We start from the raw sequence: 22,652 nt of genomic DNA, 5'->3' as shown, positions 1-22,652 counted from the left end.
CAGTTTCTCGCTTGAAACAGGCAGGAGGCCGCTACGGCACTCAGACCTCTTTCGGCAGATATGACACACGGCATTAGTTGGAAAACGTGCGAGAGAGGGAAAACCCGGAGACCGGGTGAAAGCCAGGTCTCCGAGGAATCGAACAGCAGGCACACACGCGGGCCAGAGGTTCGGACGTGCCGTTCAGCGACGGCTTACAGCCGCCAATACTTGACCGAGCCCGGCAAGCTGTCTGGGCTCAACACGCTCTTCACATCGACCACGACGTTATTCCGCTGTTTCCGCAACGGCTTCAGCAACTCAGGAATACTCATCTTAAGGTATTCCTTATGCGCCACCGCCAGGATAATCCCGTCGAGCTGCTTGAGCTGATCCCAAGGTGAGAGACGAAGTCCATACTCCCCCACCGCCTCCTCCGGTTCTGCGAGCGGGTCGTGGACGATAACTTGAATGCCATACTCCTTCAGCTCATTCACGATATCCGGCACACGGCTGTTCCGTAGATCCGGGACGTTCTCCTTGAAGGTCAAACCCAATACCCCCACACGCAGATCGCTCACCGGGCGCTCGACCTGGCTCAACAACTTCATGGTTTGCTCCGCCACGTACTTGCCCATGCTGTTGTTGATCCGTCGACCTGCTAAAATCACTTCGGGGTGATACCCTACGGATTCGGCCTTTGCGGTCAGATAGTAGGGATCCACTCCTATACAATGTCCACCAACCAGCCCCGGATTGAACTTCAAAAAATTCCACTTCGTTCCCGCCGCTTCCAACACCGATCGGGTATCAATTCCCAACCGGTGAAAGATCAATGCCAGTTCGTTCATCAATGCGATGTTGAGATCGCGTTGCGTATTCTCGATGACCTTGGCTGCTTCAGCGACCTTAATGCTCGATGCGCGATGAATCCCGGCTTTGACGACCATTCCATAGGTCTGGGCGACAATCTCCAGCGACTCCTCGTCCTGCGCCGACACCACCTTGATGATCCGTTCGAGCGTATGTTCTTTATCCCCCGGATTGATACGCTCCGGCGAATACCCGATCTTGAAATCTATGCCGCTCTTCATGCCGGACGCCTTCTCCAAGATCGGCAAACAGTCTTCCTCTGTCGCACCGGGATAGACCGTCGATTCATACACCACAATGGCACCTGGAGCGAGATTGGCCCCGATCAGCTCCGAAGCCTTTTTTAAAGCGGTGAGGTCCGGCTGCAGGGCATTGTTAATGGGAGTCGGCACCGCCACGATGATAAAGTCTGCGGTTTTCAGATCACTGGGTTCTGAGGTATATCGAACTCGGCTGGCCTTGAGATCTTGCGCGGAGACTTCTCCCGTCCGGTCCACCCCCTTGCGCAATTCATCAACTTTCGTCTTATTGATGTCAAACCCGATCACCGGCGAGGATTTACCGAATGCCACCGCAATGGGCAATCCCACATACCCTAACCCGACAACCGCGATCTGCCGCTGCATCTTCTTCGCCATGTCACTCCCCTCGTCAATAACCGCCGCGAACCAGCAATGTCGTAAAAAAGAATGGCAGAATATCTCACATCCGTCAACGATTTCCCAGGAGCGACACAACTGGGTCGCACTCGTGCCTCTTCGCTACGCGGGAGCCTTACCGACCAACGCCAGGGAAGAGCCAGACCGATAGACACAATCCCCCACGGCTGAGCGGACCTGTGACGACAAACTGTGTTGCTCGAGCAGCACAGGCGCCTTTCGCGACATCGAGTCTGCCTGAACAAGAACGATTTTGGCCGGCGATGACCTCTCGTCCACACACTAGGGGATATCCAAGCCTGGGTTTCCGGCACCAAGCGACGGTGCAGGATGCCACCAGAATCGTGAAACCATTTGCAAGGTTACATGTGCACTTGATATGGTAACGGCGGACAAGGTCCGGATAGGCACTGATCTTGCTCTCCCATATAGCCAACCTAGGGTTCGTTCGATCACGGGTTTCTTCGTGGGGATCCAGCGGCTCTCCCTCTGAATACGCGAAACGCCAGGGAGATCGAGGTACGTCACCCTATTACCAACCGACCACATTCTTTTCACCACCAAGAGGACGAACATGGACGGCAACGCAACGTTTTACGCCTCCAAGAGGTTGGCTGTTTTTGTATCCGCCCTGGCTCTCTGTGCCGGACTAGTCAGTACTCAGGAGAGTCACGCGGCCGGGGTCTGGACGAACGAGCCTACGGGAGCCAAAGTTCTTGTAGACTGTAATTTTTCAAGCACGCCCGGAGCCTGCGGCATACTGGACGTATATGGGTCGTCGATTTCGGTTTCAGACAATAGCGCCCCGGTCTCGCCGTCCGGTGGAATCAAAGGACTTCTGTATGCGTTTGCTCCGCAGGGAGGCATGCAGCTTATCTATTCCACGCCTCAACCGGTGCGCGAAATGTACGTCGGCCTAACATGGCGCACGAATCCGCAGTTTCAAGGCCGTATCGTCCAAAACAAACTGTTCTTCATCCGCGGGAACACTCTCGGAAACGGATACTTCGGTATGTGGAACACCCCGGGGAGCTCAACGATGAAGTTCGAATGGGGACACAATACATCCGGCTTGGATAATAGTCACACCTGCGCATTGGATTCTGGACTTTGGTGCTACGCCAATGCAGGTCCCAGCATGATTACCCTGGGTCAATGGGCGAAGGTTGAGGTGTATCAAAAGGCGAGCACGACGGCCACCTCACGCGACGGCATCTTACGTTGGTGGATAAACGGCGTCCTTGGCGGAAACTATACCAACCTCAACTATGCTCCAAGCGGACTCACCGAATGGCAGTGGAATAACACCTGGGACGGAGCACAAGACATGGGCACATCCAACACAGTGGATTGGGAGCACTGGCTTGACCACGTACATATCAGCATCCCGAACGGTGGCACGAGCACTGATAATCCCCCAGGCCCGCCCGCAACTCCCACATTACGCGGTATTTCGGTTCCGTAGCTGGGTAGGCTTTGGTCGATCACTCCTGACGCCGGACCGCTGAAATGGCTTGGTGTCGGGAGAGCACGGATCGGATAGCGAGGCACTGTCCGCTAGGGAAACGAAGGTCCCCTAATCTTGGAATGCTTGTAGTGCTCCCCTGAAATCAAGCCGCCTGCATGATTTCTTGGAACCACTACAGCGCTGCACACACCGAATCTTCCAAGCTCATGAGAGTGGAATGGTGTCCTATGACCGACCGCAGTGGAGGGGACACTACTTGTGTGAACACCACACGTCTCACCGGGAAAACGATGTGATCGGATCGGCTGGAAGCAAAAGGGGAATCAGGGCCTCCGTGAATTTATCTCGCCCTCGCTGGTTCAGATGATAGCCATCAGGCTGATAATCCTCATCCGCAAGATCATTCTGAGAGAGAGGCACCAGCAGTTGCACACCGACTTGCTCACTGACCTGCCTGATAATTTCAGAGGACTCCGGTTCGACAGGCGGCATCAACACCAGAGTGAGTTCAGTGTGTGAATTCATCATTAGCTTTCGCAGCGCAGTCAGCCTCGCTGCACCAAGCGTCCGAAGCGCGACCGGGTCCGGCTGTGGCTTCGGCGCAAGAGCAATCATCGCGGTCAGCTGCGGGATCTCCGGCAGCACGTATTGGAGCAAAACCTGGCGCAACTCCTTGCGCAACGCATAAAAGATGCTCGTATTGGCCACAAGTAAATCGAAGGCTTCCGTTCCTGTCAGATGAAGCGTTCGGCGAACATCAAACAAATCTCTTCGTTTCATGAGGTAATGCGCGAAAATCTCGTTGCGCACACTCGACAGCACGATATGACGAGCCTCCAAACAAACTACAACACGATCTGGCCGTGCGCCTTCGGTGAGTAGCCCCCGCAGCGCATAGTACCAGTCGTAGTATGTAGTCGCTTGAATCGCGAACTGCTGAACATGCTGGTTGGGAATCAGGCGTCGCTCCAACTTTTCCACGTCCACATCATGGATGAGCAAGGAGTTCCCTACGAGCAATACCTCCTTTCGCCCCTCAGCGCCACCACGAATTTGAGCCGCAACCAACGCTTCATTATGAATTCGCGAGAGATTCCTACTGACTTGATACACAAAGTGATACGTCCCGAGCTCAAGCCCCCCTACCAGACCAATTGTAACGAGCAACAGCCCAATCGTTGCCTTCTGCAACGTTGCGATACGTCGCTCTGCTAACATATCAGAACTGAAAGTAGATAAAGGCATTCGATTTACTACCCGCGAAAAGTAGAGTTGCCCCAATCAATATGCTCCCGATGCCGACACGTCCGTAGGGATGGGCCCGCTCGAACAGATACTCCTCCCCACGCCGCTCGTTGATTTGATCAATCACAAACATGGGAAGTGTAAACATGATCAGAAAGATCGTGGCAGTGGCGTACTCCGGTATCCACTGCACTCTTGTGAGCCCGAGATAGAGAAAATGCCAAGCATGACCAACCGACTCCGCACGAAAAAATACCCAGCCGATGCAAACCACATGAAAAATAACGATGCGCTGCAGCCAAGTCCGGAAGGACGCAGTTTTCCCGGACCATGATCTCACCCACCCTTGGATACCCGTGCCGATTTCACTGGTTCTGCTGATCAGTCGCTCCAAACCCAACCCACAACCGTGTAACATTCCCCAAACGATGAAGGTCCAGTTCGCCCCATGCCATCCTCCCCCAATCGCCATCGTCATGAACAGATTCCTGAATGTTCGCCACTCTCCCCCGCGATTTCCCCCGAGCGGAATATAGAGATAATCGCGCAACCATGTGCTCAAACTGATGTGCCATCGATGCCAAAAGTCCTGCAAACTCACAGCCAGATAAGGCTGCTTGAAATTCACCATGAAGTGGAATCCAAGAAGTTGTGCCGATCCTCTTGCAATATTACTGTAGCCGCTGAAATCGCCATAAATTTGCCAGGCAAACGCGTAAGCACCGATTGCCAAGACGAATATATTGCCCTCACCCAGCTTCCCGCCGAATGCGCCATCAGCTAAAAGCGCACAATTGTCGGCAATAACACATTTGCGAAACAGACCCGTGATGATCAACAGTATACCGTTGAATATCTTTTCTGAATCGTACGAACGTGCAGCTTGTACCTGCGGCAACAAATGCGATGGTCGCTGAATCGGCCCAGCAATCAGGTGCGGAAACAGACTAATGAAGAGCGCATAGTCAACAAAAGAAGACGCCGGCTTAAGCCTTCGATAATATACGTCCACGATATATGCCAAGGCCTGAAATGTGTAGAACGAGATCCCTGGTGGCAGTACTATCTGCAAGGTACTGATCGATACCGATACCCCCATTTGCTCCACCACGAGAGCAAATGAATCGATAAAAAAGTTGCAGTATTTGAAGTAGCCAAGAAAGCCTAGGTTCAAGGTGACAGAAATGACCAATGCAAGTTTTCGTTTGGCATCGTTGGAGGAAGACTCGATAGCATGAGCACATACAAAATCCACCGCAGTGGAGACAAAGATCAGGCCTAGGAATCGCCAATCCCACCACCCGTAAAACACGTAACTGGCCGCGAGCAGGAAGGCATTTTGATTCCGCCAACTCAGTCGCCAGTACACCCCGACCACAAGCGACAAAAACAGGAGATAGATGAGCGTGTCAAAGAACATGCGTACTCACGATTTCGATCTTATGGACGCGAGATGTTCTGGCGCATTAGACAGATGTGGTTCTATCGAGATTGGTAAGCGGTCAATGGAGATCATGACACTTGTACGCAACATCCGGGAACACCGCTAGATTTGACGCCGATGTAACTTCGACCCGCTTCTAGCTAGAGAGATTACCTCGCATGTTCAGTATCCCCCCGTATCTCTTCGCCGAGCAGAAATCTCCACCATCGAGCCCTGGCACACAATCGTGCAATGCCCGCCGAAACAAGTACGGCAACTAGTGTAATCAACAGGTACCTGCCCATGCCTGATTGATCAAACACCAAAGGCGCGGCAGAAGAAACTAATTTCAAGATTACCGGCGCATGAATGAGATACACTCCCATCGTGAAACGCCCTATAGCATACAGCGATGAAACACGATCCCCCAATCCACGGAAGAGAGAAAAGAGGCTTCCCAGATACAAATATTGGGCCAACACTCCCCACGTTGGAAGGAGTATCTTCACAGTCGCTAGACACGCCAAGCCGATACTTGCGCCAATCAATGGCCGGCTCGCAATGCGCTTATCGTGAATCGACAGCACCATCCCTAGAAGATAATATTGCATCCCCCATATGGCGCTGAGCACGGGGTCGATTCTGTCTCCCTGTTCAGCGCTGAACGGTAGGCTTTGCCACACCCATACGTATGCTAGCCAGGACATCACGAGCCTGGACGGCTGCAGAAGACCAAGAGTTCTTGCGCCCCCGGACAACATTCGTATGATGAACAGGGCTGGGAGAAAGTACATTTGGGAGGAGACAGAGGAGTAATACACTGCGGCAAGCACCTCCCCGACTGTACGCTCCAAGACAAGCGTATGCGTTGGGTGTGAGACATACTCAAACGCAGCTCGAAAAACCACATACAGGACGCTGAAACAGACCCAGGGCAACAGCAGCCGTCTTGCGCTCCGAACGGCATAATCACCATACGAAAAGGAAGTGGAACTTTCCATGTGGCGCGCAAACAAGAATCCATCTACGAGAAAGAACGGCGGCACGGCAACCGCTTGCACCCAGAACGTAAGTAGGCTGCTCGTGGAATCTTCGAGCTTCGCATAGGCCATTGCATGGGTTGCAACGACCATCACGATCGCGCATCCACGAAAGCCGTCGAGAAAGGCGAGTCTCGCCGATCTGGACTCGTACGCCGCCTTCTTAGGCTGCATGCAACATAACTTTCGAGAAGACGTATCTGACTATGCGCATTGGCTGGTATGGCACACTAGGTCGGTAGCAGCATGCGTCGCGCAGACACAGGCTCTCTACCAGATGCATGGATCAGCAGAAGATCGCGTCACATATGCACGTAAAACTTTGGATGCTCTCGTTCTATCGGGTGGTTACCATCGGCAGAGCGCATCCATCATGAGCTACAGCCTAGGACGCGGTGGGATGAGCCCTCGGGTGTCCCTATGGCTAAGACCTCGAACTCTCACCTTTCCTTCAGTTCGAACGCTGCTTCGTATGCAGCCTGAAGACTGTGTCCGATCGTGTCCCAGGAATAGGTCTGTCGAACCACATTGACAGCGCCTTGGGCAAGTTGCTCTCGTAATGCCTTATCATCCAGTACGCGTCGAATCTGCTCGATCATGGCCTCGGGCGTGTCGGCTAGCAAGAGATGGTCTCCGTCTCGCAAATCTAAACCCGATGCAGCAAAGGTCGTACTGACTATCGGCATACCCATAGCCAAGGCATCGAGAATTTTCAACCTCGTCCCTCCTCCATCCATGATGGGACAGACGAATATCGTCGCCTTCTGAAAATAGGGGCGGACGTCTGCCACAAATCCCGGAACGTGCACACGCGAATCTCTCAGACTTAACTCACGCAGCCAGGCCGGGGGATTCTTCCCGACCACATCAATTTCGATTGTGCTCACCCGATCGGCCAGTTCAGCCCAGATGGATTTGAAGAAGAATGTGATCGCGCCCTTGTTGGCCAGTTGATCCAGGCGACCGCAGAAGAGCAACCTCGTTCCGCCCGGATCTGGACGCGGCGTGAAATATTCAATATCGACCCCGTTGGGGACCACACGAATGTCACTTTTTGGGCAGGAAGGTTTGAGGAGCTTCCCTTCGTCATTGGACACCACCAGGTTCACATGGAACGAGGGACACCAGCGTCGCTCTGCAGACAATAAATGAGCCGCCTCGCGCGACCAGAACATGCGCCACAACACATTGGGGTCGCTGACGGCCCGTCTCTGAACGAGAGCGGATTCTATATCGTGATGATTCAGCACGGTGCCAACGTCAGGAAGCAAAGAAACATAGGGGGCTAGCCCCAATGTGTCGACATGCACCACATCAAACTGAATTCGACCCGCAAGTCGCTGGAGACGCTTTGCCATCTCCCTGGATCGTAGCCAGCGAAATTCATACGGGTCACCCGTGAGCACACCACCGAGCGCCCGCCAGTAGCGACCTATACCAAAAGTGTCAGTCGGAAGAGGAACCCACTCTACACTGGCACAAAACTCTGACAAGGCTTCTACGCAGTGCTCGGGAGTAACCCCTGGAGGCCTGGAGGCCGGCTGGTCAAATACCAACACATGCACCTCATGACGCCTGGAAGCCTGCTTCAACAAGTTGTAATTACGCTGAAGCGGTCCTCCCTTCGGTGGATACGCAAGGTTATGTCCGAGCCACAAAATTCTCATGTCGGGTTTCTATCAATCGGCACGGAAGAATCGCCAGACCTCATGGTGATCAACTATTCCGGCGCCATCAAATGCATGAGATCACGACAGTGTTCCGGTTGAAGCAATAGATAATTAACCGACCAATGTCCCAATGGGCGCAACCGAAGGAACCGACCATCAAAAAAGTAGATCTTGTAGCCATACTGCTTCATAAGACTAAATAACTGATGCGCGGGCGTTCCTTCGCTATCAGGATCTCCACCTACCTCCATGAGCCAGGCCGGTTTGGACCTCTCGAAAAACTTCTTTCCCCCACTCACGACGGCTAACTCGTGCCCTTCGACATCGCATTTGATGAACGTAACCTTGTCGGCAACGTCCAGGAATAGCGAATCCAACGACCGCATCGGGACCGTATATTCTTTCATTGCCTTACGCGACCCGTCCTGCTTCAAATCGATCTGCGCGCGATAAAAGTTGTTCCCTCCATACTCATGCTGTGGCACTCGCATCACCGCCGTGCCATCGTGCTTCGACATCGCATAATTCATGGGAACGACATTGCTGAGTTTGAACTTGCAAACAATCCCACTCATTACTCGAAAGGTATCCGGAATAGGTTCGACACTGTAGACTTTCCCTCTATCTCCAACCAACAAGGACAAAACGTTCGTATACCATCCGAAATTTGCCCCCATATCGATAACGAAATCTCCTGGCTTTACAAGCGCCTTCACCGGCTCCACATCTTCTTCCCAAAATGTGCGCACGGAGGGGGCATAGTAATTCGTCTTCACCCACGTAAGAATCGGTGCCGGAAGCACATTCGCAACCAGTAGCCTTATCAAATGTTTGGACAACGGACTTTCTCCTCTTGAACCTGTGGTGACTGCAAAGATCGTGACGGACCTGTCTCAGGAGCCGTGGGATCCGTCGCCTTGGGTTACACCGGTTCGTAATGTTCGATACATCTCAGCCGTACGAGTCGCCATTAAGTCGGCACTAAATTCAGACTCAACCTGACTTCGACCCGACGATCCAAAAGCTACAGCTTTTGATGGATTCTCAATCAGAGACTGAATCGCAGTGGCGAGTTCCTCGGGATTGTTTGGGCTAACCAAGACTCCGGAATAACTATGGGCTAGGACCTCGGGGATCCCACCCACTCGGCTCGCAACAACCGGTCGCCTCAGAGCAAGGGCCTCCAACAGGACCATTGGAATACCTTCGTGCAAAGAGGGCAGAACAAAGACATCCATCATATTGATGAAATCGTATGACTGTTCCTGATGGCCAGAAAAAATGACTGTTCGGCCTAAGCCCATCCGATTTGCCTCGGCTTCGAGCTCCACACGCAAAGGCCCATCGCCGACAAAAATTAGTACCACATTCGGGTGGAATTGAGACAGTATTCGAAAGGCCTCAAGCAATACGGCATGCCCCTTCACTGGAGCTAGCCGTCCCACCGTTCCAATCAATATGGCTTTGCCATCAACACCCCACTCCTTACGCTTATCCGCTCTCTGGGTCGTGACGCGAACTGCTTCTAAATCGATCCCGTTGTGTATGCACACCAGTCGGCCTTGGCCGTAGAGCCGACCTAGAGCCTGCTCAATCTCCGAGGAGACAGCAATGACCTTATCCACCAGCCGACGAGTGACGAATCTGTCCGCAATCATGTATGCGGACATCTTCACATTCCTCAATCCCTGGAAGGGTTCCGGCATGCCGTGAACAACTCTGACTACATGCGGAACCCCCGTGTAACGGGCGACAATGGAGCCAAGAATCGAGTCCTTGTACTTATGGGTATGCACCACGTCAGGCCGAAACTGGCGAAACACCCTTGCAAGCCCAGAGGCAAGAGCTACGGGGCCATGTTGACTCTCAGGAATGACTGCTAGGGAGAGAGGTAGCTTCCGCAATTCATCCGCCAACCGCCCCTCATTGAATAACACCACTGACCATTCGAAGCCGTGCAATCGAACCAGGTGAGTCATGAGCGCAAGCAGGTGAACTTCGGCCCCTGCCCACAAGTCGCCCATCGCGACATGACAAATCTTCACGACCAAATCCCACAGTGGGTGCTACTCAACAGAAAAGACTCTCCAACTCGCCCACTCGCTATCTTCTACAGGGCTGCGGTCCTACACGATGCAGCCACAGCCGGACGGTACGGCTATCCTTCCGATTTCAGACACTGATCATACAGCGACTGATAGGACGACACCATGCTTCGCAGACTGAATAGCCCCTCCGCGCGACGTTTGCCTCTCTCTGCAAAATCGGCGGACTGCTGTGTGTTAGTCAAGGACACGATCAACTTGTCCCCCAACGCCTGACTATCACGTGGGGGAACAAGAAATCCCGTTTCCTCATTTATCACAAGTTCAGGATTTCCTCCGACCTGCGTCGCGACCACCGGTTTTCCGGAGATCATGGCCTCAAGGATTGCCATTGAAAGTCCTTCCGAAAGGGAGGGCAACACGAACAGATCAAGCATGGCCAGGATTCTTGGAATATCCTGCCTTAGGCCAAGAAAGTGGACCCGCTCATCCACACCGAGTCGACATGCTTGCGCCTTCAATTCACTTTCCAGCTGCCCCCTCCCGGCAAACACAAATGATGTGTTGGGGCATGTCTTTAGAACTGCAGGAATTGCCTCGATGAGGTACTGGTGCCCTTTCACCGGATACAGATTGCCTACTACCCCCACAATCTGATGGTCCTCAGGCAGCCCCAACTCCTTCCGGCACTCAACCACCTCAGCAGGAGTGCACTGGGGCAGCACATCCACGCCGTTATAGAGGACCTTCACACGACTCGTAGGAATCCCCACCTTTTCAACAATAAATTGTTTGAGATCCTCCGACACAGCCACCATGGTCGCCCTTCGGCTCACCCATCTATACGCAAGCCGTCGCCGAAGCCTTTCCCAATAATAGTTCTTGCCGTGGACGGTGGCGACAAGAGGAATACCCGATAACGCTGCGACACACGCCCCCTGCACATTCGCATCAAATTCATGCGCGTGAATCACATCCACCTGTTCCTGTCGCAAGAGTCGCTTGAATTGAATTGCCCACCGCCAATCGGTCATACCCTGGGTCGGAAGAACGAACGTACGAATTCCACAGCTTTCACTCCGTTCCTTGAGCCATCCGGGACGGAACAAGCACAGAATAGCCCGATATCTACGAGGGTCCAACGACGCCGCCAAATTGCTAATGACGCGTTCCGCACCACCGGGCCCGCTACTGGTCGAGAGGAACAGAATGGTTCGAATCATACTGTTCACTGCCAATTGGCACAACTCTGCGTCGTGCATGTAGGAAGAAAGCCTCTCCCATTTTCAAAGAGAACCTGACGCAGTAGCATTAGCGGGAGAACCTCACGGTTCTAGGAGAGCGCTCAAGAGGCGCGTTTGATGCTAGGGAGGAAGACAAACTCTTATCAGATCTTGTCACCGAATAAGCCTGGGTAGTGTTTCGAAGGGCTACCGCCAAACCCATCAATATCCAAAAGGTCGGATAGTAGAGGGTAGAAATAAACGCACTCGTCGTAAGATAGCCTATCATGCCTCCCAGAATGGCATTGCCGAACAAGGCTGCCTGGACAAATTCAGGATCGTTTGCCGGTTCACTTTCCAGCCTTTTCCCTATCTTTGGCAGCCGAAGTGGGACAAGCTGACGCACTCTTGTGTCTCTATAGTTCAGAACAATCATTGTGCCGAAAATGATTATTCCAACAAGGCCGAGTTCTGGCATCAACGTAAAATACAAAGAATGGGCCTGTCGACCGGCCAAGGATTTGGTTTGCCAGGTGCGCCCTCCCATGTACTCACCGATTGTCCAAGGAAAGTTTCCCTGACCGATTCCCAAAATGGGATTAGCAGTAAATATTTCCCACCCTATGCCCCAGGTGAACATTCGTTGCCCTGCCGTGCCGGTTTCCATGGTGCTGTCATCAGTAATGGAGCTAATGCGATCCCAATACTCCTGAGGTGCAGTGATGAGCACCAGGCCAACCAGGCACACGCCTAAGAGCAGTGACAAGATTTTCCTTGGTGAGTACAACCAACAATAAGTTCCCACCGCCAGCAATCCCAGAAATGCGCCTCGCGAAGACGTCGCGACCACGGACATAACAAAAAGGCCCAATAACGCCATATAGAGCAACTTCGAGCGCTGGGTTGTTGCCGCCTGGTACATGAAGAATGCGACAGGGACCGCCACATTCATTTCCATACCAAAATCATTTTCATCTCCAAGCCACCCACCAACTCCTTGCCCATGATGCAATATTCCATTTACGCCAAGAACCGCGTGAACAGCCAGCCACACTAAGATGACCGTCTGCATTCGACCGGTTGTATTCACAAAGGTGACGATTCCTAAATAGAGAAAGAAGTATAACGTCATCTCCTTTAAAGTCATAAACGCCCAAAAATTGTTGTTCGCGAATGGCACCCACATTGCCATAAATGCGAGCAATCCTATCCAAAGTTTTGTTTGTAGATTGGCAAAAGTGGTTTTTCCGGAGGCCAAGACCGCAATGAAAATGGAGGCGTCCAACAGGCTCGGGATTGGAACCACTTTGAGGGGAGGAAAAATATCCTGTGGCCGCCCAAATTCAAACAGCATCGCAAGCATAACGAGGTAGAACCCGATCTTGGGCTCGTTGGGTACTGCCGCTTGTCGACCTGCAGACTTAATTCCGAATTCACCTGCCGTCATGTGCTTGATGATTCGCCTCTCTGAATGAAGGAACCGCTCATCCGAGCGCTACATGATACGGCTTGGCTGATTTCCTCAACGCCACAATCATATTGGTTCGAAGGTTACGGAACGGCTGGGTCATGAGCAACCGAATCCACAGCAACTCTAAGGCAGCGAGCGGAGGAAACATGGCAAAGATGGCGTCGGTTGGAATCAAATCAAGCTGAAGCACCTCAAAGCCATTGGCTTGAGCCAGCGCCTTCACTTGAGCTTCCGTATTCGCCTTGTAGTGCGTGGGAAAGACATCGTGCTCCTGACGTCCCTCCAACAGATAGATGAGCTTACCTTTGAGCCATTCGGGTACAATCTTTGACAGGATGACACCGTAGCCATAGGCGTTTGGCGTATGAAACAGGAACACGCCGTTAGGCTTAAGAATACGGCTGATTTCCCTGAACTGCTCGTCCGGATGATCGAGGTGCTCAACCACCATATTGGCGGTCACCAGATCGAACGCACCATTCCGAAACGGCAACTTGGTCACATCGCCACGCAGCTTTTTGGAAATGTTCCGGTGCGCCTTTAGCGAAGGCAGGTCATAGTCGATTCCAAATATGGCTTTACATGTCTTCACTAACTGACGCTCTTCATTCGCCCTCCAACTGGGAAGAACTGCGTGCCCGCAGCCAATCTCCACCCATTCGACCGACGGCGTCACATAGCGCTTCAGCGCCTCCTCATACCAATATTGGGAGTAGCGGAGGGACGGCGCGATAGCACCTCGTAGCGTCCAATAAATGTTGAACAGCCTCGTTCGCAAGCTCATATCGATGCCGAACCTCCCTTAACCATGACGATCCGTAAATTCTTCCGCACCGCATCAGTCAAGTCTATTGTTGGCGACTACTGGCCGGCAGCATGCGGCTGACGAGCACATCACAGGCCTGCTTGATCATCGTGAAACACACCTGAAAGTCTTCGAGGGTACCGCTATATGGATCAGCCACTTCCAAAACTGACTGATCGTAAAATTGACGCAGCAGAAATACTTTTCCCTTCGCCTGTGGATACAACTTCACCAGACGATTGCGCTGCCGCCACTCCATAACCAGTATCATGTCAGCCCGTTCCACCTGATCTTTGTGCAACGGTTGAGTCGCATGCTTGCTGAGCGAAAGCCCTCCTTCCGTCCCAACAACTTGCGCGAGCGGATGTGCGGGCTTTCCCAAAGACGTCTCAAGTCCTGCCGAATAAATGTTGATCGGCAATCCGTGCTTCTCCATCTGGTGTTTGAGATACGCCTCCGCCAAGGGACTCCGGCAAATGTTTCCCTTGCATACAACTAAGATCGCGCGCGCAGGTGTAGGGAATACTTGCTGATTCAACAGCACCTGATAGCGCCAGTGATTCAACACTGCATTCACAGCGTGCTTCATTGAGCGCGCGAGAGTCCGCGCAGAAGCCGACCCGACTTGGGACATTGCAACTCCCTAAGCTAACTTAAGATAACGCATGAGCTCTAACCGACTTGGTCCGAGGTCGCTCAACTGCTCCATTTCGTAAAACATATCTCGCTCGAAAAGCCGGCAAAACGACAGCATTGCCTGGAATCGCGACGGTGCACCTGGGGGAAGGTTGAGTACCCGATCACTTTTCCGCATTCGCATCACCAACTGATCCAAGTCTCCCAACAACCATCGCGACTTCACCCCAATCCGATATCCGTCTACTGGCAATACCTCTGCTTTCCCCATTGCCATGTTGAGGAGGCGAAGAGGAAAATTCACCCCTGCATCAATGGCTAGTTGTAAAGAACCCCAAAATCTCCCGTTAATTTCCATCAACAGTGGACGCTGGCGGGCTGCATCGACTTTGAACTCTACCATCGCTACGCCATGCCATTTGACGCGTTGCAATAGGGTCAGCGTAGCGTCAACCATGGCTTTGGGCAAGGCAATACTCTCACGCAACACACTCACCCCTCCGGAGGGTGGCCGTTCTCGCAATCGCCTATGTGCAAACATCCCTAGCGGCAGGCCTTGGTTCATCAGGACAAACAACCCTTGCCCCTCACCGACCACACGTCGCTGGATCAATGAAGGTTGACGCAGGTATGGCTTCTCATTGTACAGACGCATGAGCGCATCCCGAGACTCGGCATAACACACACTCGTCTTCTTCCACTGCTGCCCTTCCTTCACAAGAGAGCAACCAGGCTTTACAACGACCGGAAACTCGCAGACCTTCTCGATGACCGAATCAAGTTGCCCGTCAGGAACAAAGAGGGTCTCGGGAATGGCCACTCCTTGGGCCACGGCCTGCTGCATCAGACGATACTTGTCTGAAATTTCAGAAAACGTCTCGGCGTCCGGGGTGGGGATGTGTGTATATCCGGCGAAGCGGGTCTTCTCCGGCCCTATCACATGCATGGCGATATCGGACACAGGAAACAATGCATCCACACGCTGTTTCCGAACGACGTCCAGCAGGGCATTCACGAACCCCTGCGGATCTTGATAGGGGGATGGATAAGAAACACTCTCGCGACAGTAACGCGATGCACTCGCAAGGGACCGTTGAGTCTCTGCCCCTACAATGACCTCAATTGCCTCACGACCAAGAGCTCTCGTTACTGCAAGCGCCGTGCGCTCGTTCCCATCCGTTACCAACACTCTCACGTGCGCTCCCACCTCACAATCGCATGGCTCAAGTTTCTGGCCTACATCCTACTTTGTTCGAGACAGCAATCCGCAGAGCCGAAGCGAGAACAAAGGAATCGAATATGTTACATCATTGTGAATTCCGACTCGACGAAGTGCGAAGCGGTTCCTTGGATGTGTTCCCTCGACTCCCATTTGCACGGACACGGCTGCTTCATAGCCGTGCGCTTTGGCCTGAGCTTGGATAGCCACATCGCTATTCCCGTTGGGGTAACAAAAGACTGGGACATAGTCGATTCCTGCCCGTTGAAGCACACACTCGGACTGTTCCAATTCCTGTGAGACCTCCGATGGTGAAATCGTCGTCATAATGCGATGCGAGCAGGAGTGGGATCCGAAAGAGATGCCGCCCTGAGACATTTCGCGCACCTCCTCCCAATTGACCACCACCCGCTCGACGGGAACCGACACTCCCAGTTCAACTGCCAATGCGGCAATGAGCATCTCGATTTGATCCTTCGGCAACTCCTTGCACCAATCGATCAACTGATCCGTAGCTCGCTCGTCGTTCACCAACGCTTTCCCCAGAGATTCGCCAGCGACACCAAACAAATTCAGCAGTACACGTTCGATCTGTTGGACATGTTTAATGCCCTGCTCGGCGCTCCGAGCAGACCGCAGAAGATGCGCAATTCGATCCGGCCAGAACCACTGATTGGTGCTCACATAGTCCGTAGGCAGAAAGATCGTTGCCGGCAGCCCCAGTCGCTTCAAGACCGGGTACGCATGCCGATAATTGTCTAACCAGCCGTCATCAAACGTGACGACACAATACCGTGCCTGTTTATCCCACTTCCCTGTCTGCCAGAGGTCAAGAAGCTGGCGAAACGATAGTACGGTGAAGGTCTCTCGCACAAATGCCATTTGCTGTGCGAATACGGTATCCAACACATACATGCCAGGCTGTACAGCCTGGCAGGCGACCTCCTCGCGCGTCAGCACCCGATGATACATCAGTATCGCAACCTTGCCGCGAAGTCGGAACTGGTGCAACGAGCACGCGTGGGCCGCCCATGCAATGGACGTTCGAGTTGCCGACTTTAGACGGGAAATCGAGCTACCCATGCCAGCCTCAGGCTTCCTCGCTCAAAACAAGGTGTAGATGAATGGTGCAACGGCGGATCCCTGCGTAAGAACAATAAGACTTCCCAACAACACCAGCATCACGATGATGGGGAGCAACCAGAACTTTTTTCGTTCCTTCATGAATGCCCACAATTCCGCCAGAAAATCACCCATGCTCGCCCTCCAATCGCTAAAATTGCCTGGTCATATGAGTGCGCGGCCTCGCCTGCCTGACCACTCGATAACTCTCGGCATCCTGCCTCAGCGCTCTGCTCATGGAGTCCCACCCGAACATGCGCATGACGACGCCCATGGGAGTGATGAGCCCAAAGTACAGCACGCCGAGAATGATCCTGGTATTGATCCAGCCCATCACATGGCCAATCTTCATCCAAATCTTAAAGATCGGCGCGAGAATCGTCGGGGCCGCCAATCCCAACAGAATGAGCGGAACGCCTGGGAGAACGGCCCAGAGACGAAGGGCCTCACCATGCCGAATCATGGGCCAAATGCCGATCAGGCAGAGTATGCCGCCCACCATCAACCCGAAATTCCGTAATTCCCTTTTTTCAGCCATCTGTTCCATTCTTGTCCCCCTGATCAATGCCCGTCACACGGCCTCTTCCTTCGACGTCCTTAGAGTTTCAGCCGACACCACTCCCCGCCTGCCCACATTACCGTTTCGATGGTTCCCACCGAAATACTCGATCCCCTCTGAAATAGCGCATCCACGCATCGAGGATCGATAGATTGACTAACACAAAAAACGACGGCAGTCTGAACACACTACTCTGGGGCATCCAATGAAAGACCGCATAGGCGCTGGCTGCAGCATAGAACAGCACCTGCCCAAGAAGTACAGCTCGGTACAGGGGGAACTGCGTCGCCAGCACTAGGTTGGATATGAGTGCTCCGATCATGGCAAATGGCACCAACCACCGACACAGTTTGTGACTGAACAACTGCCAAGCAAATATTCCATAGCGAAAGGGATTCAACATCGGCAGACTGCGCATCAATACCGCAATCCCTCGCAATACCGTTCTGACTTTCCGCTGATATTCCTTCTTCTCATCCGAGAGATTTTTGTAGTACCCGGCGCTATTGGGGTCTGACACGCCCCGCAGCCCCGCCTTCATTGAATTCAGCAGTGTATTGAAGTCGCTTTGGAGATCATCAGCCCAGGGACTACACACGCTTCTGCGCGCAGCGAAAAACGACCCACTCAGTCCGACCAAGGTATTCACTTTCGTTTCCAATTGACGAAGCAGCATCTCGTACTTAACGTACGCGCCCTCCCCGCTCAGGTTGCCCTGCGCATCGACGAATCGATCTACGCTGCTGACGCAGCCTACCGTTGGGTCGTTAAATGCCTTTACAATGTTAGCGATACCATCAGGGGATAATGTGGTGGCTACATCGGAAAACACCAGGATATCCCCACTTGTTTGCCCGACCGCCAGCTTCTGAGCGGCTTCTTTGCCACGGCGCTCGGCCGCGCGTATGAGTCGAACACCGGAGGATTCATACGAACGCACAATCTCGTCGGTGCGGTCGGCAGAGCAATCGGACGCGACCACGATTTCGAGGCACTCGCGGGGATACTGCTGTCGCAAGCTGTTCTCAATCTTCTCCTTGATACGTGGTTCTTCGTTGTAGGCCGTAATGATGAATGACACCATGGGCTGGATGTTCCCGGCCACGACAGGGCGGTTTCGAAACACGGATAAGGCCAGCAGTATGAGCAGATACCCAGCGTATGCATAAAAAATGAAGATGAGCGACCCCCAGAATATCCACTCAGCAACCCACATTGATCACAGTCTCCCCTGTCCTACCCTCGACAGCTCACCCTGTGCGCGCCCCTCTAACTCATGTCATCAATTGGACTTTGTCAATCCAGATCCGCACAGCCGCGAACCGCCGGTTACTGCCCTATCGCCTATCATTTGATCTCGCAGAACGCCAGTGACGATGGAACAGATTCTCTTCAGGTCTTCATCAGAGACCAATTCATGTGTCGGCAACGTGACAAGTCGCTCCGCAATCGTGACCGAATGCGGAACTGGCTCAGCAGAGAGCAACTCCGACAACTCGGCAACCTGAGAGATCGCTGTTGGATACATGGCGCTGACGCCAAGTCCTTGCTCACGGGATATGCGGCACAAAGCATCCTTGTCTTGCCTTGAACGCATCAGGAGCGGAAAACGCAGGTAGACGGAGCGACCGCCTTCAGAAGGTTGAATCGTATGCCCTGGGGCATCACCCAGCAATCGACGCATCTGCGCTGAGTGGGCCACTCGGCTTGTCGTGGAACGACTCAACCGTTCCTTCCATCGCCCCAACAATCCGGCACGGACTGCATCCATACGGGCCATCGGAAAATCAGCATAAAATTTGGTCTCCCCCAGCCCGAGAAACGGCAGCCCAGCGGGGATCCAATAGCGTGAAGGGTCGATCAATACCTGGGTTAACGCAACCTCCAACCAATTCCTCAGCATATCCGCAATCGACATATCGGGAAGGCCGGTATACTCTCGGGCAAGCGCTTCACCGATTCGATCATCGTTCGTCAGGATGGCTCCTCCCGATCCGCACGTAATGTTTTTCCCTCTTCCAAAACTGAGGAACCCCACATCACCAATGGCCCCACAGGGGCGCTCTTCGAAACTCCCTCCGAATGCCTGAGCGACGTCCTCTACCACAAATACGCCTCGAGGGCGACACAGCTCAACGACTCTCGGGACATCGACTCCGATTCCAAGTAGGTGGGTCGCTAAGACACACAATGCGTCCTCGCCTGCGATCTCCGCGAGTTGGCAGAAATCCGGGTTGAACGTATGCGGATCCACGTCGCATAGCCGGACCGACAATCCCGCACGGACAACAGCAGAAGGAACCGAAAAACAGGTATAACCCGGCGTCACAACCGTTCGGCGCCCGGACAAGCTATGCAATGCACGGAGGATAATCGTCAGCGCAGTCTTCCCAGACGACACAAACCACACATGCTTGACTCCAAAATGACGACGAAAGTCCGCGTTCAGTGTATCGAGCGCGGCGCTCGGACGCACAAGCCCGACCAACCCTTGAAGAAGATCACGCCACTCGATCGGAGCTGCCGTGGGCGGGAGTGTACGTTGAGCCTTCATGGAAGATGTTTCACAATGTGCGGACCAAGGAGATTGGCGACAGGCACAGGCAAGGTCTGCCACAGACGAATCGCCAACGCGTATTTTGGATTTTGAGGGTTGAGCTGAGGAACATCTCGTCCATCCTTCATCCAGTAATACCAATAAAGTTGGTGAGGCTGTGCCCCCCATTGTGCTTTAAATTTGTACGTTCCGCTATCAGGACTCGAACGTCCGAAGTCAAACACCTGGAATCCTTGCTGACAGGCATATTCCAATACCTTCCCATACAGCAACATGTTGGGGGAAAGCTTATTAAAGCGCTTGTCCGATGCCGCCCAGGGAATCTCCAAAGAAGATCGGAATCCATAGAGGAATCCTGCAGCAACCGGTGTGTCTTGATGCGACACGATACAGATATGGGCATCTTTGGGAAACACCTCAAGGATCTTGCCGAAGAAACGTTTGGCATACACCGGCGTCCCCAGATCACGCATGCAGCGCGAAAACACGGCATAAAACTCGTCAAGACATTCAACTCCGCCGACCCGTGCTACCATCCCCTCTTTTTGCGCCCGCCGTACCTGGCTGCGCAATTTCGAGGGAAAGCCCTTCAGCAGATCTTCGTACGAAGGGGGCAGGGGAAGACGCATCGAGACTTTTCGTTCTGTCGAAACCCACGACGTCGCCAGGGGGGCTTCATGTCTCAGTTCGATATGCTGTGCGTCGAGAACTTTCGCCTGTTCAATCGCACCAGCTTCTAACAATCGACACCCTTCGGCAGAGTCAGCAATCATGCCCCCATAGTTCACAAACGGAAGAGACACGAGAAACCGGCCGAAGCCACGACTCGCGAGAAACACCAGCGGCACAAGCCCACAGAGCGCTCCATTTTCTCCCCGCACCGTCAGATAACAGGTGGGGTGGCCGAAGGCTTCTTCGATCACTCGCCTCCAGCCTGACAGATGATAACCTGAGGCCTCGAATGACTTCAGGACGTACTGATCCCATGCCAGAACCTCAGCCTCGCTTCGTCCTAGAGTTGATACCATTAGCCCGCTCATCCGCACTTCTCTATAGCATTCATTTCGTACCGTGAGCCGCATCGAGCACAGTCGCCAATTCCCTCGTCAATGATCGATATTCGAATTGATTCACGCGTGCTGGATCGGGTGGAACGAGCCTCTGCCGCCCCGCGGCCAGATCACTCAAGAGGCGTTTGATTTGGTCAATTTGATTCGGCGTACTGATCCCCAACGCATGACGCGCAACAAGATTGGCCGTTGCCCCTTCTCCCCCGATCAGCAACAGCGGTCGACCCGTCGCAACATATTCGTAAATTTTTGCTGGCACTTGCAGAGGCGAGTCCGGCTGAAGAACAAGCAACACGCTGGATCGTTGCATCTCCCGGAGGCATGCGCTGTGTGAAACCGGAGGCTGGCGTCTAAGTAAGCCTTGCTTCTCCAGTAAGACTGCGTAGTGCTCGCACTCTTGATCAGTAGTATCCCACCCACCGACAAATCGTAGCCGAATCGTCTCTGCTTTTAGATTGCCGGCCTGGAACAGCTCCCACATGGCCTGCAGCAGCACACGCGGCGTTCTCTTCCCGTAGACGGTCCCGAAATGACACAATTCATATCCGTTCGATGTTAATCCGATAGCCAAGGATGTCTCAGGTGCGTCCTTCAAGCTCATCACATCTCGATTAAACCCATTGGGAATCCACGTGCAACGACCTCGGATTTCACCATACTCTTCAACTAGCCGTGCGCGTAACTCTTCGGTATTGGCGATCACGTGAACGGCTGCCCGGCACAACCGAGCTTCCGCTGCCCGCGACTTCCCGGTTAAGATTTTCGACCCGAAGGAGTAATAGGGATTGCAATTCCAAGGATCTCGGTAATCCAACACCAAGGGACACTGAAAGTAGTTCGCCAGTGCATGACCCACGAAAAAATTTGTCCAGGGACCGCCGGTTGCCAACACGACATCCGGATATTCTGATTTACTGACGGCTTTCAGCTTTCTCACCGCTGGGGAATACCAGCCACATTGCCGGTCTGGGAATGCAAACGCCCAATCCAGAATAAAATCCTTGAGCGTGGAGTGGGATACGGTGACTACGGGCGATGACGGGACAACCGGATCATGCCTGCTTTCATTGGGCAAGCGTGGTTGTCGTATGATGCCGCGCAGCACATCACGGCACCGTAATAGCTGCTGAAGTCTGTCCCGATAGGGAACTCGAGTCACTTCGATACTGGCCGGCACACGCTCCCCCAGCTTCTGATCTACTTGATGGTGTGGGTAGACACACTCAGGTGTCGTGGTCAGCACATGCGGATGCCATCCGGATTCCATCAGATTGCAACTAAAGCCAAGCGGACGCATTGCCCCGCTGGCCGCGACCGGTGGGAAGTAGTAGGCGACAATGAGGACTCGCTTCACAAATTCACCACGCATCCATGAGAGACCGGGTCATTGCTTATGCAGTGCGACGACTTACACTGAGTGCAACCAAGCACTTTCAGAGGCTGACTTCCGGAAGTTGTCGCCCCCGAGCGAACGCTGACCCAGCGAGATGGCGGCTCGAGCCGACACCTTGAGCGAACCAAGCGAAACCGGTCATGACTAGGCGAACTTCACCCGGGCAATGTCGCCAGTCACAGCAATTCCACCGCC

General features: G+C 53.4%; 20 protein-coding genes. 1 reads left to right on the top strand and 19 read right to left on the bottom strand.

The features are described from left to right. Positions 1-194: 194 nt before the first annotated feature. Entirely contained in the window at positions 195-1,490 is a 1,296-nt protein-coding gene (locus tag KJA79_RS22600) for a nucleotide sugar dehydrogenase (protein ID WP_213044375.1), read from the bottom strand. An 886-nt stretch (positions 1,491-2,376) separates the two neighbouring features. On the opposite strand from KJA79_RS22600, the gene KJA79_RS22595 reads away from it, so the two are divergent. Next, on the top strand, positions 2,377-2,976 hold the full coding sequence (locus tag KJA79_RS22595; protein ID WP_213044374.1) for a hypothetical protein: 600 nt from the start codon (positions 2,377-2,379) through the stop codon (positions 2,974-2,976). Positions 2,977-3,255: 279 nt separating this feature from the next. Here KJA79_RS22595 and KJA79_RS22590 read toward each other — a convergent pair whose 3' ends face one another. From KJA79_RS22590 to KJA79_RS22505, 18 genes are all read right to left on the bottom strand, one after another. After that, positions 3,256-4,224 (bottom strand): SGNH/GDSL hydrolase family protein, encoded by a 969-nt coding sequence (locus KJA79_RS22590; protein ID WP_213044373.1) that lies wholly within the window; start codon positions 4,222-4,224, stop codon positions 3,256-3,258. Next, entirely contained in the window at positions 4,199-5,644 is a 1,446-nt protein-coding gene (locus tag KJA79_RS22585; RefSeq protein WP_213044372.1) for an MBOAT family O-acyltransferase, read from the bottom strand. The genes KJA79_RS22590 and KJA79_RS22585 overlap by 26 nt, the downstream gene beginning before the upstream one ends. 173 nt (positions 5,645-5,817) lie before the next feature. After that, positions 5,818-6,861, bottom strand: coding sequence for an acyltransferase family protein (locus KJA79_RS22580; protein ID WP_213044371.1), 1,044 nt, complete (start codon positions 6,859-6,861; stop codon positions 5,818-5,820). A 266-nt stretch (positions 6,862-7,127) separates the two neighbouring features. After that, entirely contained in the window at positions 7,128-8,354 is a 1,227-nt protein-coding gene (locus KJA79_RS22575) for a glycosyltransferase family 4 protein (protein ID WP_213044370.1), read from the bottom strand. A 53-nt stretch (positions 8,355-8,407) separates the two neighbouring features. After that, positions 8,408-9,196, bottom strand: coding sequence for an FkbM family methyltransferase (locus KJA79_RS22570; protein ID WP_213044369.1), 789 nt, complete (start codon positions 9,194-9,196; stop codon positions 8,408-8,410). A gap of 54 nt (positions 9,197-9,250) precedes the next feature. Then, the gene (locus tag KJA79_RS22565) at positions 9,251-10,402 is read right to left on the bottom strand and encodes a glycosyltransferase family 4 protein (protein WP_213044368.1); all 1,152 of its coding nucleotides are present in this window, start codon (positions 10,400-10,402) and stop codon (positions 9,251-9,253) included. Positions 10,403-10,515: 113 nt separating this feature from the next. Beyond that, positions 10,516-11,625: a glycosyltransferase family 4 protein gene (locus KJA79_RS22560; RefSeq protein ID WP_213044367.1), complete on the bottom strand. Its 1,110-nt coding sequence runs from the start codon at positions 11,623-11,625 to the stop codon at positions 10,516-10,518. A gap of 88 nt (positions 11,626-11,713) precedes the next feature. Continuing rightward, on the bottom strand, positions 11,714-13,072 hold the full coding sequence (locus KJA79_RS22555; RefSeq protein WP_213044366.1) for an O-antigen ligase family protein: 1,359 nt from the start codon (positions 13,070-13,072) through the stop codon (positions 11,714-11,716). Between the two features lie 37 nt (positions 13,073-13,109). Next, positions 13,110-13,880 carry a class I SAM-dependent methyltransferase gene (locus KJA79_RS22550; protein ID WP_213044365.1) on the bottom strand — a complete coding sequence of 257 codons (771 nt, stop codon included), beginning with the start codon at positions 13,878-13,880 and terminating at the stop codon, positions 13,110-13,112. 64 nt (positions 13,881-13,944) lie between these two features. Next, positions 13,945-14,478 carry a low molecular weight protein-tyrosine-phosphatase gene (locus tag KJA79_RS22545; RefSeq protein WP_213044364.1) on the bottom strand — a complete coding sequence of 178 codons (534 nt, stop codon included), beginning with the start codon at positions 14,476-14,478 and terminating at the stop codon, positions 13,945-13,947. Between the two features lie 66 nt (positions 14,479-14,544). After that, positions 14,545-15,552: a carboxylate--amine ligase gene (locus KJA79_RS22540; protein WP_213044363.1), complete on the bottom strand. Its 1,008-nt coding sequence runs from the start codon at positions 15,550-15,552 to the stop codon at positions 14,545-14,547. Between the two features lie 228 nt (positions 15,553-15,780). Beyond that, positions 15,781-16,728: a polysaccharide deacetylase family protein gene (locus KJA79_RS22535; RefSeq protein ID WP_213044362.1), complete on the bottom strand. Its 948-nt coding sequence runs from the start codon at positions 16,726-16,728 to the stop codon at positions 15,781-15,783. A 132-nt stretch (positions 16,729-16,860) separates the two neighbouring features. Then, entirely contained in the window at positions 16,861-17,013 is a 153-nt protein-coding gene (locus KJA79_RS22530) for a DUF5989 family protein (protein ID WP_213044361.1), read from the bottom strand. A 16-nt stretch (positions 17,014-17,029) separates the two neighbouring features. Then, entirely contained in the window at positions 17,030-17,416 is a 387-nt protein-coding gene (locus KJA79_RS22525) for an SxtJ family membrane protein (RefSeq protein ID WP_213044360.1), read from the bottom strand. Between the two features lie 97 nt (positions 17,417-17,513). After that, positions 17,514-18,653, bottom strand: coding sequence for a glycosyltransferase family 2 protein (locus KJA79_RS22520; RefSeq protein ID WP_213044359.1), 1,140 nt, complete (start codon positions 18,651-18,653; stop codon positions 17,514-17,516). A 66-nt stretch (positions 18,654-18,719) separates the two neighbouring features. After that, a complete protein-coding gene (locus tag KJA79_RS22515; protein ID WP_213044358.1) occupies positions 18,720-19,991 on the bottom strand; it encodes a DegT/DnrJ/EryC1/StrS family aminotransferase in 1,272 nt (423 codons plus the stop codon). After that, positions 19,988-21,022, bottom strand: coding sequence for a FemAB family XrtA/PEP-CTERM system-associated protein (locus KJA79_RS22510; RefSeq protein WP_213044357.1), 1,035 nt, complete (start codon positions 21,020-21,022; stop codon positions 19,988-19,990). The genes KJA79_RS22515 and KJA79_RS22510 overlap by 4 nt, the downstream gene beginning before the upstream one ends. 31 nt (positions 21,023-21,053) lie before the next feature. Further along, complete coding sequence (locus KJA79_RS22505) at positions 21,054-22,433, bottom strand: glycosyltransferase (RefSeq protein ID WP_213044356.1); 1,380 nt, start codon at positions 22,431-22,433, stop codon at positions 21,054-21,056. Positions 22,434-22,652 lie beyond the last annotated feature (219 nt).

It is taken from the genome of Nitrospira defluvii (assembly GCF_905220995.1).
Taxonomy (GTDB): domain Bacteria; phylum Nitrospirota; class Nitrospiria; order Nitrospirales; family Nitrospiraceae; genus Nitrospira_A; species Nitrospira_A defluvii_C.
This window is presented reverse-complemented; position numbering and strand designations above follow the sequence as displayed.

Excerpts from the sequence above, each read along its gene's own strand:
- KJA79_RS22600 (WP_213044375.1), bottom strand. The coding sequence starts at position 1,490 with ATGGCGAAGAAGATGCAGCGGCAGATCGCGGTTGTCGGGTTAGGGTAT.
- KJA79_RS22595 (WP_213044374.1), top strand. The coding sequence starts at position 2,377 with ATGCAGCTTATCTATTCCACGCCTCAACCGGTGCGCGAAATGTACGTC.
- KJA79_RS22590 (WP_213044373.1), bottom strand. The coding sequence starts at position 4,224 with ATGCCTTTATCTACTTTCAGTTCTGATATGTTAGCAGAGCGACGTATC.
- KJA79_RS22585 (WP_213044372.1), bottom strand. The coding sequence starts at position 5,644 with ATGTTCTTTGACACGCTCATCTATCTCCTGTTTTTGTCGCTTGTGGTC.
- KJA79_RS22580 (WP_213044371.1), bottom strand. The coding sequence starts at position 6,861 with ATGCAGCCTAAGAAGGCGGCGTACGAGTCCAGATCGGCGAGACTCGCC.
- KJA79_RS22575 (WP_213044370.1), bottom strand. The coding sequence starts at position 8,354 with ATGAGAATTTTGTGGCTCGGACATAACCTTGCGTATCCACCGAAGGGA.
- KJA79_RS22560 (WP_213044367.1), bottom strand. The coding sequence starts at position 11,625 with ATGATTCGAACCATTCTGTTCCTCTCGACCAGTAGCGGGCCCGGTGGT.
- KJA79_RS22555 (WP_213044366.1), bottom strand. The coding sequence starts at position 13,072 with ATGACGGCAGGTGAATTCGGAATTAAGTCTGCAGGTCGACAAGCGGCA.
- KJA79_RS22550 (WP_213044365.1), bottom strand. The coding sequence starts at position 13,880 with ATGAGCTTGCGAACGAGGCTGTTCAACATTTATTGGACGCTACGAGGT.
- KJA79_RS22535 (WP_213044362.1), bottom strand. The coding sequence starts at position 16,728 with ATGTATCATCGGGTGCTGACGCGCGAGGAGGTCGCCTGCCAGGCTGTA.
- KJA79_RS22530 (WP_213044361.1), bottom strand. The coding sequence starts at position 17,013 with ATGGGTGATTTTCTGGCGGAATTGTGGGCATTCATGAAGGAACGAAAA.
- KJA79_RS22525 (WP_213044360.1), bottom strand. The coding sequence starts at position 17,416 with ATGGCTGAAAAAAGGGAATTACGGAATTTCGGGTTGATGGTGGGCGGC.
- KJA79_RS22520 (WP_213044359.1), bottom strand. The coding sequence starts at position 18,653 with ATGTGGGTTGCTGAGTGGATATTCTGGGGGTCGCTCATCTTCATTTTT.
- KJA79_RS22515 (WP_213044358.1), bottom strand. The coding sequence starts at position 19,991 with ATGAAGGCTCAACGTACACTCCCGCCCACGGCAGCTCCGATCGAGTGG.
- KJA79_RS22510 (WP_213044357.1), bottom strand. The coding sequence starts at position 21,022 with ATGGTATCAACTCTAGGACGAAGCGAGGCTGAGGTTCTGGCATGGGAT.
- KJA79_RS22505 (WP_213044356.1), bottom strand. The coding sequence starts at position 22,433 with ATGCGTGGTGAATTTGTGAAGCGAGTCCTCATTGTCGCCTACTACTTC.